Origin of the sequence: Massilia frigida (assembly GCF_011682175.1) — a bacterium.
GTDB lineage: Bacteria > Pseudomonadota > Gammaproteobacteria > Burkholderiales > Burkholderiaceae_D > Telluria_A > Telluria_A frigida.
In genome coordinates this window covers 15,246-33,836 of record NZ_WHJG01000037.1, presented here as the reverse complement: position 1 = coordinate 33,836, position 18,591 = coordinate 15,246, and the positions used below count along the sequence as shown (strand labels likewise).

The 18,591-nt window shown below is 60.5% G+C and carries 15 protein-coding genes; 3 read left to right on the top strand and 12 right to left on the bottom strand.

All coding sequences use genetic code 11. The annotated features are described in order from the left end of the window. Positions 1-34: 34 nt before the first annotated feature. The 9 genes from F2P44_RS26630 to F2P44_RS26590 form a co-directional block, all read right to left on the bottom strand. Complete coding sequence (locus F2P44_RS26630) at positions 35-451, bottom strand: MarR family winged helix-turn-helix transcriptional regulator (protein ID WP_167091228.1); 417 nt, start codon at positions 449-451, stop codon at positions 35-37. Then, positions 444-812 (bottom strand): alpha/beta fold hydrolase, encoded by a 369-nt coding sequence (locus F2P44_RS34950; RefSeq protein ID WP_187363438.1) that lies wholly within the window; start codon positions 810-812, stop codon positions 444-446. Before F2P44_RS34950 ends, F2P44_RS26630 begins: the two co-directional genes overlap by 8 nt. Before the next feature lie 73 nt (positions 813-885). Continuing rightward, positions 886-1,869 (bottom strand): branched-chain amino acid ABC transporter permease, encoded by a 984-nt coding sequence (locus tag F2P44_RS26620; protein ID WP_167091226.1) that lies wholly within the window; start codon positions 1,867-1,869, stop codon positions 886-888. Positions 1,870-1,888: 19 nt separating this feature from the next. Continuing rightward, the gene (locus F2P44_RS26615) at positions 1,889-2,773 is read right to left on the bottom strand and encodes a branched-chain amino acid ABC transporter permease (protein ID WP_167091224.1); all 885 of its coding nucleotides are present in this window, start codon (positions 2,771-2,773) and stop codon (positions 1,889-1,891) included. Between the two features lie 144 nt (positions 2,774-2,917). Further along, positions 2,918-4,123 carry an ABC transporter substrate-binding protein gene (locus F2P44_RS26610; protein WP_167091223.1) on the bottom strand — a complete coding sequence of 402 codons (1,206 nt, stop codon included), beginning with the start codon at positions 4,121-4,123 and terminating at the stop codon, positions 2,918-2,920. Between the two features lie 56 nt (positions 4,124-4,179). Then, entirely contained in the window at positions 4,180-4,887 is a 708-nt protein-coding gene (locus tag F2P44_RS26605; RefSeq protein WP_167091221.1) for an ABC transporter ATP-binding protein, read from the bottom strand. Beyond that, entirely contained in the window at positions 4,887-5,657 is a 771-nt protein-coding gene (locus tag F2P44_RS26600; protein WP_167091219.1) for an ABC transporter ATP-binding protein, read from the bottom strand. The genes F2P44_RS26605 and F2P44_RS26600 overlap by 1 nt, the downstream gene beginning before the upstream one ends. 171 nt (positions 5,658-5,828) lie before the next feature. After that, complete coding sequence (locus F2P44_RS26595; RefSeq protein ID WP_167091217.1) at positions 5,829-7,454, bottom strand: GMC family oxidoreductase; 1,626 nt, start codon at positions 7,452-7,454, stop codon at positions 5,829-5,831. 22 nt (positions 7,455-7,476) lie between these two features. Next, positions 7,477-8,514, bottom strand: a complete 1,038-nt coding sequence (locus tag F2P44_RS26590; RefSeq protein WP_167091215.1) for an NAD(P)H-dependent flavin oxidoreductase — start codon at positions 8,512-8,514, stop codon at positions 7,477-7,479. Between the two features lie 973 nt (positions 8,515-9,487). Between F2P44_RS26590 and F2P44_RS26585 the strand changes: the two genes are divergently transcribed. Further along, positions 9,488-10,300, top strand: coding sequence for a 5'-methylthioadenosine/adenosylhomocysteine nucleosidase (locus F2P44_RS26585; protein WP_167091213.1), 813 nt, complete (start codon positions 9,488-9,490; stop codon positions 10,298-10,300). On the opposite strand, the gene ald is transcribed toward F2P44_RS26585, so the two are convergent. Both ald and putA read right to left on the bottom strand, forming a co-directional pair. Beyond that, complete coding sequence (gene ald, locus F2P44_RS26580) at positions 10,270-11,385, bottom strand: alanine dehydrogenase (protein WP_167091210.1); 1,116 nt, start codon at positions 11,383-11,385, stop codon at positions 10,270-10,272. The two genes, F2P44_RS26585 and ald, sit on opposite strands and share 31 nt — an antisense overlap. Positions 11,386-11,420: 35 nt before the next feature. Further along, entirely contained in the window at positions 11,421-15,068 is a 3,648-nt protein-coding gene (putA, locus tag F2P44_RS26575; RefSeq protein ID WP_167091207.1) for a trifunctional transcriptional regulator/proline dehydrogenase/L-glutamate gamma-semialdehyde dehydrogenase, read from the bottom strand. A 218-nt stretch (positions 15,069-15,286) separates the two neighbouring features. Between putA and F2P44_RS26570 the strand changes: the two genes are divergently transcribed. Together F2P44_RS26570 and F2P44_RS26565 are read left to right on the top strand one after the other, a co-directional pair. Continuing rightward, positions 15,287-15,742, top strand: a complete 456-nt coding sequence (locus tag F2P44_RS26570; RefSeq protein ID WP_167091204.1) for an Lrp/AsnC ligand binding domain-containing protein — start codon at positions 15,287-15,289, stop codon at positions 15,740-15,742. Between the two features lie 130 nt (positions 15,743-15,872). After that, the gene (locus F2P44_RS26565) at positions 15,873-17,408 is read left to right on the top strand and encodes a methyl-accepting chemotaxis protein (protein ID WP_167091201.1); all 1,536 of its coding nucleotides are present in this window, start codon (positions 15,873-15,875) and stop codon (positions 17,406-17,408) included. A 150-nt stretch (positions 17,409-17,558) separates the two neighbouring features. On the opposite strand, the gene F2P44_RS26560 is transcribed toward F2P44_RS26565, so the two are convergent. Beyond that, a complete protein-coding gene (locus tag F2P44_RS26560) occupies positions 17,559-18,509 on the bottom strand; it encodes a LysR family transcriptional regulator (RefSeq protein ID WP_167091198.1) in 951 nt (316 codons plus the stop codon). Between the last annotated feature and the right edge of the window lie 82 nt (positions 18,510-18,591).

Below are 18,591 nucleotides of genomic sequence, written 5' to 3'. Positions count from 1 at the left end.
TTTAATTAGCTATGCAACTACTTAGGTAAAAAAATCAGGCGACGGCGGAGCGCGCCTGCTTGAGCGCGCCGACAATGGCGGCAAACTGTTCGGGTTCCAGCAGCTGTTTCAACCTGGCGGTAACGGCACCGCTGGCGGCGTTGAGTTCGTCGTGCATGGCGCGCGCGGCAGGCTCCGGAAAGACCGCGCATTCGCGCCCATCCCCGCCCGTGGCGCGACGGCCGATCAGCTGCAACTTCTGCAAGCCATCGAGCGAACGGGTTGCGGTCGGGCGGCTGATCACCAATTCCCTGGCCAGCTCGCTTTGCAGCAAGCCGGGACGGGCCAGCACCGCGCGCAGCATGAAGGCCTGCGAAGGCGTCAGTCCGAACGGCTTGAACGCGCGGGTCCACTCGCGCTCGAGAACGCGCGCCAGGGCAGTGGTGTTGAAATAGAGGCAGTGATCAAACATGACTCCACTGTAGCCCAAGATAGTTCGCTATGCAATCACATTGTGGAAATTGTTTCACGTGAAGCAATTTGGGCAATTTGCCAGCGTGCGAAGCAGGCGCCGGTTTCGATGGGCTGGAGATCGAGCGGGTTTTGCTGGTGGCCGCGATTGCGTAGGCGTGTTTCCTGGCGGGCGCTGCGGTTTTCCCCAAGCCGCGCAGGTCCGGCACGATGCTGCGGTAAGCAGCGCCAGCGAGCGCATCGATTTGCCGACGCCATCCTCGATGCGTATCCGGGAAGCCACGCAGCAGGAGCACGGGCCGCCCCTCCCCTTCGGTGACGACATGCATGGCAATTCCATTGACGGTCACTGTCTGTTCCATCGATGCTGCGTGCCTTGCCCATAAAAAAAGCCGGGTCATGCGACCCGGCTTCGTGTCCCTGCATCTCAAGCAATCATACGGATTTTTTCTTTGCTCCGACTGACGCCAGCGCCGCACCGATTTCGCCCACAATGCCGCGCCGGAACAGCAAGACACAGGCAATGAAGATCAATCCGGTGACCATGCCCACCGATTCGCCCAGGGTGTTGAACCACTCGACGCCGGTATGCGTTGCCAGGAAGTTGCCCATATCGCCCAGCTTGTTTTCCAGGGTGATGATGATGAAGGCGCCGAGGATCGGTCCCGACAGCGTTCCCATGCCGCCCACCAGCGTCATCAGGATCACCAGGCCCGACATGGCCCAGTGCACGTCGGTCAGCGTCTCGAAGCCCAGCACCAGCGTCTTGGTGGCGCCCGCCAGGCCTGCCAGCGATGCAGACAGGACAAACGCGACCAGCTTGTACCTGTCGACGTCGTAGCCGAGCGAAATGGCGCGTGGCTCGTTTTCCTTGATCGCCTTGAGCACCTGGCCGAACGGCGAATGCACCGTGCGCACGATCAAGGCAAAGCCCGCCACCGCGATGGCCAGCACGACGAAGTACAGGGTCAGGTCGTTGCCCAGGTCGATCACGCCGAACAGCTTTCCACGTGGAACTCCCTGCAAGCCATCTTCCCCGTGCGTGAACGGGGCGCGCAGGGCGGCGAAATACACCATCTGCGCCAGCGCCAGGGTGATCATGGAAAAGTAAATCCCCTGGCGGCGGATCGCCAGTGCTCCCATCACCAGCCCGACCAGCGCGCTGGCGGCCACACCGAGCAGGATGCCAACTTCGGTCGGCAAGCCGAGCACGGTCAGCGCATGGCCGGTCACATAGCCGGCCGAGCCGAAGAAAGCGGCATGGCCGAAGGACAGCAGGCCCGTGTAACCGATCAGCAAGTTGAAGGCGCAGGCGAACAGCCCGAAGCACAGCAACTTCATCAGGAACACGGGATAACCGATAAAGGGCGCCGCCAGTGCGACCAGCAAGGCGATGCCGTAAGCGATGTTCTTGTTCATCAATGGCTCCAGTTCTCGGTTACTTTTCTTTGCCGAACAGGCCGGCGGGGCGGAGCAGCAAGACCACGACCATGACCACGAACACCACCACTTCCGAGCCTTCCGGATAGAAGACGCGGGTCAGGCCCTCGATCACGCCCAGGCCGAGGCCGGTGATGATGGAACCCATGATCGATCCCATGCCGCCGATCACCACCACCGCGAACACGACGATGATGAGGTTCGAGCCCATCAGTGGCGTGACGTTGATGATGGGCGCGGCCAGCACGCCGGCGAAACCGGCCAGGGCGACGCCGAAGCCATAGGTCAGGGTGACCATCAGCGGCACGTTGATGCCGAAGGCTTCGACCAGTTTCGGGTTCTCGGTCCCGGCCCGCAGATAGGCGCCGAGCTTGGTTTTTTCGATGACGAACCAGGTCAGCAGGCAGACCGTGAGCGAGGCGAACACCACCCACAGGCGGTAGTTCGGCAATTCCATGAAGCCCAGGTCGGTCCGGCCCTGCAGCAGCGCGGGGACGTCGACCGACTGGCCGGAGTTGCCGAAGAAGGAGCGGAACACGCCTTCGAGCAGCAAGGTGATGCCGAAGGTGAGCAGCAGACCGTACAGGTGGTCAAGCTTGTAGAGCCAGCGCAGCATGGTCTTTTCGACGATGATGCCGAACACGCCGACCAGCAGGGGCGCCAGCGCCAGCATCGCCCAGTAGCTCAGGCCGAAGGTGGTGACGCCGATGTAGGCCGCGAAGGCGCCCATCATGTAGAGGGCGCCGTGGGAGAAGTTGATGACATTAAGCAAGCCGAAGATGACGGCCAGGCCAAGCGAGAGCATGGCGTAGAAAGAGCCGTTGACCAGGCCGAGCAAGAGCTGGCTGACCATGGCTTGCAGGGGAACGCCGAATATTTCCATGGCATCTCAGTTCATAAAATGGGACCGGGCGGGCCGGTGAGATCCGTCGTTCCCGCGCCAAGGCGGCACTCGGCGGGAACGACGGAGGAGGCGCAAAACGACGGGCTACGGAGAGCGCCGGTGGATTGTCAAAAGCGACCTAACTTACTTCCACAACGCGCACTTCGTTTCCGCCTTGGTCGTGTACGCCTGCGCGCCAGGAATGGTCGCGACGACCTTGTAGTAATCCCACGGATACTTCGACTCCGCCTGCTTCTTCACTTCCATGAGGTACATATCGTGCACCATGCGGCCATCCGCACGAATCTCGCCGCCCTTGGTGAACATGTCGTTGATCTTGGTCTTCTTCAACTGCGCCATGACCTTCTCGCTGTCGTCGGTCCCGATCGCCTTGACCGCGTTCAGGTAGTTGGTCGCGGCCGAGTAATCGGCGGCTTGCAGCATCGATGGGAACTTCTTCATCTTGGCAAAGTAGCGCTTCGACCAGGCCCGGCTTTCCGGACTCTGATCCCAGTACCAGCCATCGGTCAGGTACATGCCCTGGGTCAGGTTCAATCCCAGGGTGTGGATATCATTGATGAACACCAGCAAACCGGCCAGCTTCATCGACTTGCCAACACCAAACTCGTTGGCTGCCTTGACCGCATTGATCATGTCGCCGCCGGCATTGGCCAGACCCAGAATCTGCGCTTTCGACCCCTGCGCCTTGAGCAGGAAGGACGAGAAATCCGACGCCGACAGCGGATGCTTGGAGGTGCCCGCCACCGTGCCGCCGGCCGCCTTGATCACGTCCGTCGTATCTTTCTCCAGCGACTGGCCGAAGGCATAATCGGCCGTCAGGAAATACCAGGACTTGCCGCCCTGCTTCACAATCGCGCCACCTGTTCCACGTGCCAAGGCCACCGTGTCGTAAGCGTAGTGCACGGTGAAGGGCGAGCACTCTTCATTGGTCAGGCGGGCGGAGCCGGCGCCGATCGAGATGAAGACCTTTTTCTTTTCGGACGCGATCTTGGCCATGGCCAGGTTGGCGCCTGAATTGGTGCCGCCGATCAGCATGTCGACACCCTGCTGGTCGAACCATTCGCGCGCCTTGCTGGCGGCGATATCGGCCTTGTTCTGGTGGTCGGCGAAGACGAATTCGATCTTCTTGCCGTTGATGTTGCCGCCCAGGTCGGCAATCGCCATCTTGACCGCTTCCGCACCACCGGCGCCATCGACGTCGGCGTACACGCCGGACACGTCGGTGAGCATGCCGATCTTGATGGTGTCGTTCGATACTTGCGCCTGTGCCGGAAGGACCAAGCCGAGGCAGGCTGCGCTGGCTGCTAAAGCAATGATGTTACGTTTCATATTGTCTCCATTGAGGATATAGGTATGGGTCTGGCTGTTGGGCTGTCGCTATCCTGCTATACGCCCAGCAGCTCGGTCAGGACCGGCATCTTGGCGCTCAGTTCCGACGAAGCAAAGGTCTCCACGATCTGACCATGCTCCACCACGTAAAACCGGTCCGCCAGCGGTGCGGCGAAGCGGAAATTCTGTTCCACCATGACGATGGTGTAGCCCTTGGCCTTGAGCGTGGTAATCATGCGCGCGAGGCCTTGCACGATCACCGGCGCCAGGCCTTCGGATATTTCATCGAGCAGCAACAGGCGCGCGCCGGTGCGCAGGATGCGCGCCACCGCCAGCATCTGCTGCTCGCCGCCGGACAAACGCGTGCCCTGGCTGTTTTTGCGTTCCAGCAAATTCGGGAACATCTCGTAGATCTCGGCCACCGACATGCCGGGCTCGCTGCCAGCCAGCTGCGGCGGCAGCATCAGGTTTTCCTCGGTCGACAGCGAGGAAAAAATCCCCCGCTCTTCCGGGCAATAGCCGATGCCCAGGTGGGCGATCTTGTGCGTCGGCAGGCCGATCGCTTCGATGCCGTTGACCTTGATCGACCCGGTGCGCGCCCCGGTCAAGCCCATGATCGCGCGCAGGGTAGTGGTGCGCCCGGCGCCGTTGCGGCCCAGCAGGGTGACGACTTCGCCCTTCTCGACCCGCAAATTGACGTTGTGGAGGATGTGCGATTCGCCGTACCAGGCTTGCAGGTTCGATATTTCGAGCGCCGCGGTCATCAGTGCGCTCCTTCGAGTTCGGCGCTGGTCGTGCCCATATAGGCTTCCATCACCTGCGGATTGGTCGACACCTCGGCATAACTGCCTTCGGCCAGCAGCGCTCCCCTTTGCAGCACGGTGATCTTGTCGCAGATGCCGGACACCACGTTCATATTGTGTTCCACCATCAGGATCGTGCGGCCGGCCGACACCTTTTTGATCAGCTCGGTAACGCGGTGCACATCTTCGTGGCCCATGCCCTGGGTCGGCTCGTCGAGCAGCATCAGCTCGGGCTTCATCGCCAGGGTGGTGGCGATTTCGAGCGCACGCTTGCGTCCGTAGGGCATGTCGACCGTCACGGTATCGGCGAATTCGGTCAGGTCGACTTCGGCCAGCAACGCCATGGCGCGGTCGTCGAGGAGCGAGAGCGAGCGTTCGCTGCGCCAGAAATGGAAGGACGTGCCCAGTTCGCGCTGCAAACCGATGCGCACGTTCTGCAGCACGGTCAGGTGCGGAAACACAGCGGAAATCTGGAACGAACGGATAATGCCCATGCGCGCGATCTGGGCCGGATGGGCGGCGGTGATATCTTTACCGTTGAACAGGATCTGGCCCGAGGTGGGCACCAGGAATTTGGTCAGCAGATTGAAGCAGGTGGTCTTGCCGGCGCCGTTGGGACCGATCAGCGCGTGGATGTGGCCACGCTGGACGGTGAGGTTAACATCATTGACCGCAGTAAAACCCTTGAACTCTTTGGTCAGGTTCTTTGTTTCCAATATGACGTCTGTCATTGTGTCTCCGGTTTATTTTGATACTGCTTTGAAACCTTTTTTATTCGATAATACACACAATGGTTTTTGGTCACAATACAGTATAACTACCATGCTGCAAGCGCTGATGCCTATCAGGCAAGCGACATGGAAGTGCAACTTTGCGGCAAATCCGGGGTCTATCCGAATCGCTTATTTGCCCGCTTGGGCAATCAGTTCGGCCGCGCGTTCGGCGATCATGATGGTGGGGCTGTTGGTATTGCCGGACGTGATCAGCGGCATGACGGAGGCGTCAACCACGCGCAGTTTTTGCACGCCGTTCACGCGCAATTGACTGTCGACCACGGCCATGGGATCGCCTGCCCTGCCCATCTTGCAGGTGCCGACCGGGTGGAAAATCGTGGTGCCGATCTGCCCGGCCGCCTCGGCCAATTCTTCTTCCGTGCGAAACGCCATGCCCGGCTTGAATTCCTCCGGCGCATAGCGCGCCATGGCCGGCGCGGCCACGATCTTGCGGGTCAGCGTCAGCGCAGCCGCCGCGGTTTTGCGGTCTTGCTCCGTACTCAGGTAATTCGGCGTAATTTTCGGCGCGGCGTAGGAATCGCTTGAGGCAATCCGCACATGCCCGCGCGATGTCGGCCGCAAGTTGCACACGCTCGCCGTGAACGCGGGAAACGGGTGCAGGGGATCGCCGAATTTTTCCAGCGACAATGGCTGGACGTGATATTGCAGGTTCGGCGTAAGCTGGCCCGGATCGGAGCGGGCAAACGCACCCAGTTGCGACGGCGCCATCGACATCGGCCCGCTCTGGAACATCGCGTATTCCATGCCGATCTTCATCTTGCCGAACCAGCTCGCGGCCGTGGTGTTGAGGGTGCGTGCATTGCTGACTTTATAGATCATGCGCAGCTGCAAATGATCCTGCAAGTTATCCCCAACCCCGGGCGCATCGACCTGGACCGCAATGCCGGCATCGCGCAGCAGCGCCGCCGGCCCGACGCCGGACAGTTGCAAAATCTGCGGCGAAGCGACCGCGCCGGCGGTCAGCACGGTCTCGCGCATGGCGGTCGCCGTGAAGGCCGTGCCACCACCGGTAAATTCGACCCCACGGCACACCTTGCCCTGCTCCGTGTCGTCGATGATCAAACGTTCCACGTGGCAGCCAGTCATGATGGTCAGGTTGTCGCGCTTGGCGGCGGGCTTGAGGAAGGCCTTGGCCGTATTCCAGCGGATGCCGCGCTTCTGGTTGACGTCGAAATAGTTGCAACCGTCATTGTCGCCGCCATTGAAATCCTCGGTCTTGCGGATCCCGGTTTGTTCGGCGGCATCGCGAAAGGCGTCCAGCAATTGCCACGACAAACGCTGCTTTTCGACCCGCCATTCGCCGCCGCTGCCATGCAGTTCGCTGGCCCCGCCGTGATAATCCTCGCTCTTTTTAAAAAGCGGCAATACCTTATCCCAGCCCCAGCCGGCGTCGCCGGTCAGTTCGGCCCAGCGCTCGTAATCCTGGGACTGGCCGCGCATGTAGATCATGCCGTTGATCGAGGAGCTGCCGCCAAGGACTTTGCCGCGCGGATAAATCAGCGAGCGGCCATTCAGGCCGGCATCCGGTTCGGTCTTGTACATCCAGTCGGTGCGCGGGTTGCCGATGCAGTGCAGATAACCGACCGGAATGTGGATCCAGACATAGTCGTCGCGCCCGCCCGCTTCGATCAGCAGCACGGTGGTGTCGCGGCGCCGGGTCAGGCGGTTGGCCAGTACGCAGCCGGCGGTGCCGCCGCCGACGATGATGTAGTCGTATTCTCCTGCCGATTCCAAATGCTGCTCCTCGTCTCGTTTTTTAGTTTGTACGCATCTCGGCCACCAGCATTTGCATCAATTTCGCTACCGGCATCGGCCGCGCCCGGCGGATTTCAGCACCCGCCCAGAGCGACATCAGTTCGGTATCGCCGCGTTCGGCTGCGGCTGCGCGTATGCCTGTGGTCAGTGCATTTTGGACAGGATACGCTGGAACTTGCTTTTCAACACTTTCCATCTTGCGCATGAAGGTGTTTTCCAGGCCACGCGCGTAGCGGCCGCTGAAAGCGCGGGTCAGGCGGGTGGGCGTGTCGCGCGCCTCGACCAGCCGCTGTTTGTAGGCGGGGTGGATGCCGGATTCGTCGGTCACAAGGAACGCGCTGCCCATCTGAACCGCCTGCGCACCCAGCGCCAGTGCTTCGGCGATATCGACCCCGGTCATGATGCCGCCAGCGGCGATCATTGGAATCTTGACGGCCTCGGCAACCTGCGGCCAGAGTGCTTTTCCACCCAGGGTGGCGTCTTCCTGCGGGCCAAGAAAGGTGCCGCGATGGCCGCCCGACTCGATCCCGGAAGCGATGACGGCATCGGCGCCCACGTTTTCCCAGGCCAATGCTTCCTCCACGGTGGTGACCGTGCCCATGACGTACATGCCGGCATCGTGCAAACGCTCGACCTGGGACGGCGTCAATATGCCGAACGTAAAACTGGCCGCAGCCGGACGCAGGTCGATCAAGGCGTCGAACTGGGCGTTGAAATCGTGGCACCACTGGGCCGGCACGGGTAATTTGTCCCAACCAAGGCTTTCCCAGACCGGGCGCAGCAGCTCAGCGGCGGCGTTGATCTCGTCCGCGCTGGGTGTGGGAGTCTGAAGAACAAACAAATTGAGCAAAAATGGCTGATCGGTCATTGCGCGCAGCCGGCCCACCTCGTCGCGCAGCGCCGCAGGCGATAACAACGATCCCGCCAGGCAACCCAAGCCGCCCGAATTCGATACCGCGGCCACCAATTCGGCCCGGCTTGCGCCCCCAGCCATCGGACCTTGCAGAATTGGAAACTTGAACAACGCGTGCAACTCCATACCACCTCCTGAAAACGTTCCAAATGACCTGTGGATAACTCTATGGATATCCACAGGCACCGTTTGTGGATAAACGCGACTTTATGCACAAACCAAAATTTGTCCCAAATTGGTACCAGCCGGATACAGAGCTGATCACCGACTTATACCTCGTGCAAGCTCCTGATTTCGCGCAGAATTTTGCCATTATCCACAGAAATGTGCACCTGTTAACAACTACTACTAAATCTATATTTAACCTTTTTAGGTAAACCATCAAGACCTTTGAAAAACGAAAGTCAAAAAAAAAGACCCCCCAAATCAAAAAAATTTCTTTGCTGGACAAAAATTGAAAGTTTCCAAAAAAAAAGAATCGGCCACAAAAGCGTGCGAACCACTTTTCTGAAGACGAAAAAAAAGCCGCGAACGGTTGAGCTTCCTGGCAGCACTTGTGGACAAGTCGATGGATATCCACAGGATGAGATGTGCAAAACCATCGACTTTGTTCACAGGCAAATTTTTGTCCAACAGTCATCCTTCGAAGATACAGGTCTTTTCCAGCGACTTTTTCGAGACGTAAGCGACTGATCCTGTTGATAAAATCGAACTTATCCACACAAAAACCGCCGTTTACTATCACTACTAAATTTGTATACATACTACTTATATAAAACCCTAAACCCTGGCAAAGCGGTGCATAACCTCGAAGTCATCCACAGCAGACTCCTTCAACAGCCTCAAAAACCTCAAAAACAAGCGTTGACAGCCTGAGCCTGGCAAAAACGCAGAACCGCCGATTCATCCAGAAGCTCCTGAAGGCACCGCCAAGGCCATTGCAGCGCCCTTGGACCGCAAGCCGGGACTGTCTGCAGAAATCGACGCTGGCGGCCTTCTGCGCGCCTTCCGAAGCTTGCAGTGCACGTAGAACGGTTTATCCTTGTGGAAAACTCGCGACTTACCCACATGCACGTTCACCAAAAAGGTTCTGCAAAGCATGAATTCAGGCAAATACATACGTTTAGGCATCATTAGCGCCTTGCACGAAGAACAGGAAGGGCTCGTGGAAGCCATGCAAGGCCCCGCCACGCTCATCCATGGCATGCGCAACTACGCATCAGGACAATTCGCTGGCATCGACGCTGTATGCGTCCTGTCGCGGATTGGGAAGGTTGCCGCCGCCATGACCGCGACCACGCTTGTGGAAAAGTACGGAGTTACCCACATCCTCTTCACTGGCGTTGCCGGCGCCGGGGATGCCGGCGTGAAGGTGGGCGACATCGTGGTGGCCGAATCGCTGGTCCAGTACGACATGGATGCCAGCCCGCTGTTTCCGCGTTTCGAGGTGCCGCTGACCGGTTTGTCGCATTTCCAGTCGGATTTGCACATGAGCCAGCGCGTTGCCAGCGCGGCACTGGATTTCCTCGACAAGGACTTCGAGACGGTGATCGACGAGGTGGAACGCGCCGAATTCGGCCTGGAGCGGCCACGGGTGCACCGCGGCCTGATTGCCAGCGGCGATCAGTTCATCAGCAAACGCGCGCACCTGGCGCAGTTGAACGGGGCGCTGCCAGGCTTGCTGGCGGTGGAAATGGAAGGAGCGGCAGTGGCCCAGGTATGTTTCGAGCTGGGCATTCCGTTTGCGGTGATCCGGACGATTTCGGATAACGCGAATGAAGAGGCGGCGACCGATTTCATGCGTTTCGTGAAATCAGTCGCCTCCCGTTATGCTTTTCATATCGTCACGCGTTTCTGCGCCGACCTGAAAAGCCGCCCGCCTCAAGCCAGCAGGGAGTCGGCCGGGGTGTAGTCGTAGCCGAGCGCCTGGGCAATCGCCGCGTAAGTGACCTTGCCTTTGCAGACATTCAGGCCGTTTTTCAGATGCACGTCGTCGGCCAGGGCTTTTTTCCAGCCCTTTTCCGCCAGGGCCACCGCATGGCCGATGGTCGCGTTATTCAAGGCAAAGGTTGACGTGCGCGCCACCGCGCCCGGCATGTTCGCCACGCAGTAATGCACCACGCCGTCGACGATATAGGTTGGATCGGCGTGCGTGGTCGCATGCGAGGTTTCAAAACAGCCGCCCTGGTCGATCGCCACATCGACCACCACCGCGCCCGCCTTCATCTTCGAAATCATCGCGCGCGTGACCAGCTTGGGCGCCGCCGCGCCCGGCACCAGCACGCCGCCGATGACCAGGTCGGCCGACAGCACCGCTTCCTCGATCGACTGGGCATTCGAATACTGGGTCGAAATGCGGTTGCCGAATACCAGGTCGAGCTGGCGCAGGCGGTCGATGCTCTTGTCGAGCACCGTCACCCGCGCGCCGGTACCGACCGCCATTTGCAGCGCATTGGTACCAACCACGCCCGCCCCGATAATCACCACATGGCCGGCCGCCACGCCAGGTACGCCGCCGAGCAGCAATCCCATGCCGCCCTTGGATTTTTCCAGATGCGCGGCGCCGGCCTGGATCGCCATGCGCCCCGCCACTTCGCTCATGGGAGCGAGCAGCGGCAAACCGCCGCCGGCGCCGGTGATGGTTTCGTACGCGATGCAAATGGCGCCCGATTTCACCAGCGCCGCCGTCTGCTCCGGATCCGGCGCCAGGTGCAGATAGGTGTACAGGATCTGGCCGTCGCGCAGCATCGCGCATTCGACCGGCTGCGGTTCCTTGACTTTGACGATCATGTCGGCGCGCGCGAAAATCTCTTTCGCGTCGTCGACAATGCTCGCACCAGCGGCGACATACTGCTCATCGGATAAGCCGATCTCAGCGCCCGCATTTTTCTGAACCAGTACCTGATGCCCGCGCGAGCTTAATTCGCGCACGCTCGGCGGTGTCAAGCCTACCCGGTATTCGTGATTCTTGATCTCTTTTGGAACGCCTACAATCATGTCATCCTCCAAGGGGTAGTTTTATATTTAGATCATTACAGACCTAAGGTCATCAGGCTCGCGTTTCCGCCAGCCGCAGTGGTATTAACGCACAGTGCGCGCTCGGCCACCATGCGCCACAGCGCAATCGCACCTTCTTCCGAGGTATCGATCACGCCGACAATCGCTCCCTGGCGGCTTGCTAACACGGGCCACAATTCGGCTCCCAGCGACGCTTCCACCAAGGCAATCTGGAACTGGCATTCCGCCGTATCGGCCCCGTTCACAAAGGTGATACGGTCCGCCACTTCCGGCGGCAAGCCTTCGGGAATGACTTCCTTCGCGCGCGCCAGCACAAGCGCCTGGTTACCCGTTGCCAGGCAAGCCGCCAATTGATTGAGCAACACGCCAGGCGTTGCTGCCGCACACAAAATGGCGCCGCGCGGGGCAAACGACAAGTCGTTGCGTTCGCCGGTCGGACCTGGCAAAGTCAGGCTGGTGCCGGCCAGCGTAGTACGCATGTATTCCTCGGCCAGGGTCGCCACGTGCGCGTGGCCGTGGGCTTTGGCCCACACCAGCAAGGCATCGAGGCCCGGCGTGGCCTGGCGTTCATGCTGCAGCAGTGCCGGCGCCGCACGTTGCAGGCGCTTGAGGTAAAGCGGACCGCCCGCTTTCGGGCCGGTTCCGGACTGGCCTTCGCCGCCGAACGGCTGCACGCCGACCACGGCGCCGACGATATTGCGGTTCACGTAGATATTACCCACATGCGCGCGCGAGCTGATGAAATCGATCGTTTCATCGATGCGCGAATGGACGCCGAGCGTCAGGCCAAAACCGGTGGCGTTGATCGAATCGATCAGCTTCGGCAAATCGGCGCGGCGATAACGGATGATGTGCAAGACCGGGCCGAATACCTCGTGCTTGAGTTCCGACAAGGAACCGATTTCGAGAACGGTCGGCGCCACGAAAGTGCCTTGCGCCGCCACTGCCGCGGGCACGTCCAGCGCAAAATAGTTTTTTGCGGTTGGCTTCATGCGTTCGATATGGCGCAGCAGGTTTTGCTGTGCTTCCGCATCGATCACCGGGCCGATATCGGTGGCCAGGCGATCGGGCACGCCAACGCGCAATTCCTGCATCGCGCCCTTGAGCATCTTGATGGTTTTATCGGCGATTTCCTGTTGCAGGAACAAGACCCGCAAGGCTGAGCAACGCTGGCCGGCGCTATCGAACGCCGACGTCATCACATCCTGCACCACCTGTTCCGGCAAGGCCGAGGAATCGACGATCAGCGCATTCTGGCCGCCCGTTTCGGCGATCAAGGCAATATCGCAGGATTCCTTGACCGAGCGCGCCGCCAGGGTGCGGTTGATCAGCTGCGCCACTTCGGTCGAACCAGTGAAAATCACGCCCTTGACACGCGCGTCAAGCGTCAGGCCGGCGCCAACGACTTCGCCGCGGCCCGGCAAAAATTGCAGGGCGGCTGCCGGAATCCCCGCTTCATGGAACAGCTGCACCGCGCGATAAGCGATCAGCGGCGTTTGTTCCGCCGGTTTTGCCAGCACCACGTTGCCGGCCGCAAGCGCTGCCGCCACCTGGCCGGTAAAGATCGCGAGCGGGAAATTCCACGGGCTGATACAGGTGACCGGACCGAGTGCCAGCACCTGCTGCGTACCGTGCACCTGGGCCGCGTAATAGCGCAGGAAATCGACCGCCTCGCGGATTTCGGCAATCGCATTCGGCAGCGATTTGCCGGCTTCGCGAATGGCCAGCGCCATCAGTTCCGGGTAGTTTTCTTCAAACAGATCGGCCACCCGTGCGAGCATCGCGGCACGCGCCGTCGGCCCCGTGGTTTGCCAGTCCATGGCGTAATTGCTGGCGCTGTGCAGCGCCGTCTCCACATCGGCGCTACTGGCGTCGCTCACCTTGCCAACCACGTCGGCATGCAGCGCCGGATTGCGAATCGACGCGGGCGTGCCGGCCACCACGGGGCCGGCGATCAATGGCGCGGCGTGGTAATTGCGCGGTTGTGCCAATGCGGTGCCGATATTGCGCAGCACATCTTCGTTGGTCAGGTCGAGACCGGCCGAATTCTTGCGCTCCGCATTGAACAGGGCAAGCGGCAAGACGATGCCCGGATGCGGCACGCCGCCTTGCGCGCGCGATGCCTCGAACGGATCGGCGATGAGCGACTCGATCTTCACTTTTTCATCGACGATCTGGTTCACGAACGAGGAATTGGCGCCGTTTTCCAGCAGCCGGCGTACCAGGTAGGCGAGCAGCGTTTCGTGCGAACCGACCGGCGCATAAATGCGGCACGGCTTGTCCAGATTGGCTTTGCCGACGACCTGGTCGTACAGCGTTTCGCCCATGCCGTGCAGGCACTGGAATTCATAATCCTTGATGCCGTCCTGCTGCGCCCAGGTGTAAATCACCGCCAGGCTGTGCGCATTGTGGGTGGCAAATTGCGGGTACAGCAGTTCGCTTGCTTTCAACAGTTTTTTGGCGCAGGTCAGGTAAGACACGTCGGTGTATACCTTGCGCGTATAGACCGGATAACCGGGCATGCCATCGACTTGCGCGCGCTTGATTTCAGCATCCCAATACGCGCCTTTTACCAGCCGCACCATGAATTTGCGGCCGCTGCGGCGCGCCAGGTCGATCAGGTAATCGATCACGAACGGGCAGCGCTTCTGGTAGGCCTGCACCACGAAGCCGATGCCCTCGAAACCGGCCAGTTCCGGATCGAACGCCATCGCTTCCATCATGTCGAGTGAAATTTCCAGGCGGTCGGCTTCTTCCGCATCGATATTGATGCCGATGTTGTACTGCTTGGCCAGCAAGGCCAGGCTGCGCACGCGCGGCAGCAGTTCGCTCATCATGCGCGCATGCTGCGCGCGGCTATAACGCGGATGCAGGGCCGACAGCTTGACCGAAATGCCCGGTCCATCCTTGATGCCGCGTCCGTTCGATGCCTTGCCGATCGCATGGATCGCCGTTTCGTACGAGGCGTAATAATTCTTCGCATCCGCTTCGGTCAGGGCCGCTTCGCCCAGCATGTCGTAGGAATAGCGGTAGCCGCGCTGCTCGTTGTCGCGGCTGTTCTTGATCGCCTCGCCGATGGTCTGGCCGGTCACGAACTGGTTGCCCAGCATGCGCATGGCCAGGTCGACGCCCTTGCGGATCAGCGGCTCGCCGCCTTTGCCGATCAGTTTGGTCAGCGCCGAGCCGAGCCCGGTTTCGCTGCTGGTGCTGACCAGCTTGCCGGTAATCAGCAAACCCCAGGTGGCGGCGTTGACGAACAGCGAAGGTGATTCGCCCAGGTGCTTGCCCCAGTCGCCCTTGCTGATCTTGTCGGCAATCAGGCGGTCGGCGGTTTGCTTGTCGGGAATACGCAGCAGCGCTTCGGCCAAGCACATCAGTGCGACACCTTCTTCCGAAGACAGCGAGAATTCATGCATCAGCGCGTCGACGCCGGATGAACGCGTGCGTTTTTCACGCACGGCCGAGACCAGGCGGTGCGCCAGCGCGTGCGCGTCCGGATGGGCGTTGTTGCCCTGTCCCAGCAGCCAGGCGACGGCCTCGGCTTCATCGCGGCGGTAAGCGGCGGTGATGGCGGCGCGCAACGGCGTCTGGTCTGGTTTGATTTCGGCCAGCAGCGCAGAGAAGGGAACGAAGGATGTGGCCGAAGCAGCGGCAGTTTGCATTGAGAACTCTTTACTAGGATTAGACGAATCGGAAAGACAACACCGCGCAGCTCCGGCGCGGCTTTTCCGTGAAGGCAAGCCACGCTGGAAGTGCGCGAAAAGATGATTCGATTGTAGAGTGAAATCTTCTGGATTAATTCTGGTATTACAGAAGACTAGCAATAGATAGTTTTTGGTGCGACAATTTCACCAAATAAAATTTATTGCGGAGATCTCGAATGCTGGACAAGATTAGCAAGAAAATTCTGTCGGAACTGCAAAGCGACGGCCGGATCAGCAACGTGGAACTGGCGGCGCGGGTGAACCTGTCGCCGGCGGCTTGCCTGGAACGTGTACGCAAACTGCACGAGTCCGGCTACATCATGGGCTACACGGCCCAGCTCAACCCCCAGTTGCTCGACGTTTCCTTGCTCGTTTTCATAGAAGTGGTGCTCGACCGCACCACCCCCGAAGTCTTCGATGCCTTCAAGAATAGCGTACAAGTCATTCCCGAAGTGCTCGAATGCCACATGGTGGCCGGCGGCTTCGACTATCTGGTCAAGGCGCGCGTCAAGGACATGGCGGCGTATCGCGAATTCCTCGGCAAAACCTTGCTCCAGAAGGGCGTGCGTGAAACCCACACCTACGCCGTCATGGAAGAAGTGAAAAATACCACCAAACTGCCGATCAAATAAGCACTTGGTGGAAATGTTTTTCTTTGGACACATTGTGTTGCAAATGCGTTGAGCTTGCCCTGCTTATGCTGTACGTTATGAATCTCGGATAGCGGGATACTCAGCGCGCCAGCGGTGGCCAAGGGAACACATGAAGCAACTTCATTCGACGTCGGGGCGGCTCGCGCTCGGCTGCTGCGGCGCTGCCGGCGGCGGCGTCCTTGCCGTGTTCCTGCTCGGACTGGCGGCCGGACCCGCGCTGGGGCCTGTGTCCGCCGCTGCTGTATCCGGCGTGGTCAGCCTGGCGATCTTCCTGCTTCTGCAACAGAAGGATGATGGCGGCCATCGCCAGGAGTTTATCGCCGTGGTCGGTCACTCCATCGACGACATCATGATCGGCGCCGCCGAAACCTCGTATTTTGTCGATTCGGTCAAGAAAAAGATCGAAAAAGACGTGCAGACGGCGGTCGGCATCGTCGCCAGCGCCGAGGAAGTGGCGCACACGACCGAGCAGATCGCCGTCAATGCCGAGCGCGCCGCCAAGGTGGCCGCCGAAGTGCGCAGCGAAAGCGTGGCCGGGCGTGCCGAGGTGGCCGAGGGGCTCAAGCGCATCAGCGGCGCCCGGGTCGACGCCCAGCAGGCGGCCAGCACCATGAGCGCGCTGCAGGAAAAGTCCAAGGCCATCACCGGTTTTACCGACGTCATCACCGAAATTTCCGCGCGTACCAACCTGCTGGCGCTCAATGCCGCGATCGAAGCGGCGCGGGCCGGCGAGCATGGGCGCGGCTTTGCGGTCGTCGCTAGTGAAGTGCGGCAACTGGCGCATCGCACCCGCGAGGCTGCCGGGGAGATCAGCATGATGGTGCGCGCGATTAACGAACAGGCGGCCACGGCCAGCGTGGGCATGGCTTCGCTGGCCACGCTGGTGGACGATGCGGCAGGCAATGTGGAGCGGGTTCACGGTTTCCTGGGCAATATCGAACGCTCCTCTGGCGTGTCGGAATCGGAAATCGGGCAGATTGCAGAGGCGGCGCGCACCCATGTGGAAACCACGCGCGGCATTTCCAGCGCGCTGACGCAGATCCGTGACAGCATGTTGTCGACCAATGCGGAGTTGCCGCGCGCGACCGGTTCGGCGATGGCGCTGGCCGAGAAGGCGGAGTCGATTGCCGGGGCCATGGGCGAATCGTCGTTGGCGGCGCAGCAGGCGGCGGCGGATGTCGGGCAATTGTTCAGCGCGGCGCTCAAGGCGGGCCAGATCAGCCACGAGGCGCTGTTCGACCGCCGATACACACCGATTCCGAATACCGATCCGCCCAAGCACAATACGCGCTTCGATGCATTTACCGACCGCGTGCTGCCGGCCTTGCAGGAAGGTTTATTGGCGAGCATGCCGCAGTTGGCGTATGCAGGGGCGGTCGATAATCATGGCTACTTCCCGACGCACAACAAGAAGTTTTCACAGCCGCTCACCGGCGATTACGATGTGGATATGGTGAACAACCGGACCAAGCGGATTTTCAGCGACCGCACCGGGTCGCGCTGCGGATCGAATACCAAGCCGTTCTTGCTGCAGACGTACAAGCGCGATACCGGGGAAGTCATGCACGACTTGTCGGTGCCGATTTATGTGGATGGGAAGCATTGGGGCGGGTTCCGGGTTGGTTACCGGTCGGCGGCCAAGTAGGCATCGATTTTCGAGGCCTGCTGACCCTCAAAACGTCGCTAAAAAGCGTCGCTAACCTTAAAACCGTTGCTAACCCCAAAACTGTCGCTAACCTCAAAACCGTCGTTCCCGGCCTTGGCGGCCCCCTTGGCGGGAACGACGCTGTCATGGTCAATCGCTATTCGCCACCGCCCTCAAGGTCGTCGTGTTCATCCCCTCCAGATGCTTGCGCAGCCATTTATGCGCGGGGCTGCGGGCGTCGCGTTCGTGCCAGAGCATGTCGAGGTGGACCGCCGGCAAACTGAACGGCAGCTCGCGCCACACCAGCGCATCGGTCATCCCCGTCGATGCGATCAGGTGCTTCGGCAGCACGGTAATCAAATCCGAATTGGCCACCACCCTCCCCGCCGTGAAGAATTGGTTCACGGTCAGCAAAATGCGCCGCTCGCGCCCCAACTGCGCCAGCGCCTCATCCACCAGGCCATGCGCGCGCCCCGAAAAACTGACCAGCAGGTGATTCGCTGCGCAGTAATTTTCCATCCCCAGCTCCACCTTGGCCAGCGGATGATTCTTGCGCATCACGCACACGTAATGCCCGGAATACAGCCGCTCATGGCGGATCGGCGAACTGGTGTCGCTCGACAGCTGCGCGGCCACGCCAGGGAAGAAACCCACCGCCAGGTCGATATCGCCGCGCAGCAGCATCGGACGCGGCTCGCGCGTCGTCAGCGGCACCATGCGCACGTTCACGCCCGGCGCCTCGCTCTCGATCGAACGCATCAGCGAGGGCAGCCAGAATGCCGCCGTCGCGTCCGCCATGGCCATGCGGAAGGTCGCATGCGCCTTGGATACGTCGAAGGTTTCCGGGGTGACAGCCGCTTCCAGCCCGGCCAGGGCTTGGCGCACGGCCGGCCATAGCGACTCGGCGCGCGGCGTCGGCTTGACGCCATAGGCTGTGCGGATGAGCAATTCGTCGCCCAGACTCTCGCGCAAGCGCTTGATCGCGTTCGATACCGCCGGTTGCGTCATGGCCAGGTGGCCCGCCGCGCGCGTCAGGTTTTGCTCGGTCATCACCGCGTCGAACACGCGCAGCAGGTTCAGGTCCAGGGTCAGAAAGCTCATGATGATTCAGAAAAGTTGGCGATTAGGTATCATACCGCATTCCATTCACCATTAATATAATCGGTATTGGATTTTGGAATTG

Excerpts from the sequence above, each read along its gene's own strand:
- F2P44_RS26610 (WP_167091223.1), bottom strand. The coding sequence starts at position 4,123 with ATGAAACGTAACATCATTGCTTTAGCAGCCAGCGCAGCCTGCCTCGGC.
- F2P44_RS26590 (WP_167091215.1), bottom strand. The coding sequence starts at position 8,514 with ATGGAGTTGCACGCGTTGTTCAAGTTTCCAATTCTGCAAGGTCCGATG.
- F2P44_RS34950 (WP_187363438.1), bottom strand. The coding sequence starts at position 812 with ATGGAACAGACAGTGACCGTCAATGGAATTGCCATGCATGTCGTCACC.
- F2P44_RS26615 (WP_167091224.1), bottom strand. The coding sequence starts at position 2,773 with ATGGAAATATTCGGCGTTCCCCTGCAAGCCATGGTCAGCCAGCTCTTG.
- F2P44_RS26605 (WP_167091221.1), bottom strand. The coding sequence starts at position 4,887 with ATGACCGCGGCGCTCGAAATATCGAACCTGCAAGCCTGGTACGGCGAA.
- putA (WP_167091207.1), bottom strand. The coding sequence starts at position 15,068 with ATGCAAACTGCCGCTGCTTCGGCCACATCCTTCGTTCCCTTCTCTGCG.
- F2P44_RS26620 (WP_167091226.1), bottom strand. The coding sequence starts at position 1,869 with ATGAACAAGAACATCGCTTACGGCATCGCCTTGCTGGTCGCACTGGCG.
- F2P44_RS26600 (WP_167091219.1), bottom strand. The coding sequence starts at position 5,657 with ATGACAGACGTCATATTGGAAACAAAGAACCTGACCAAAGAGTTCAAG.
- F2P44_RS26560 (WP_167091198.1), bottom strand. The coding sequence starts at position 18,509 with ATGAGCTTTCTGACCCTGGACCTGAACCTGCTGCGCGTGTTCGACGCG.
- F2P44_RS26585 (WP_167091213.1), top strand. The coding sequence starts at position 9,488 with ATGAATTCAGGCAAATACATACGTTTAGGCATCATTAGCGCCTTGCAC.
- F2P44_RS26565 (WP_167091201.1), top strand. The coding sequence starts at position 15,873 with ATGAAGCAACTTCATTCGACGTCGGGGCGGCTCGCGCTCGGCTGCTGC.
- F2P44_RS26570 (WP_167091204.1), top strand. The coding sequence starts at position 15,287 with ATGCTGGACAAGATTAGCAAGAAAATTCTGTCGGAACTGCAAAGCGAC.
- F2P44_RS26630 (WP_167091228.1), bottom strand. The coding sequence starts at position 451 with ATGTTTGATCACTGCCTCTATTTCAACACCACTGCCCTGGCGCGCGTT.
- ald (WP_167091210.1), bottom strand. The coding sequence starts at position 11,385 with ATGATTGTAGGCGTTCCAAAAGAGATCAAGAATCACGAATACCGGGTA.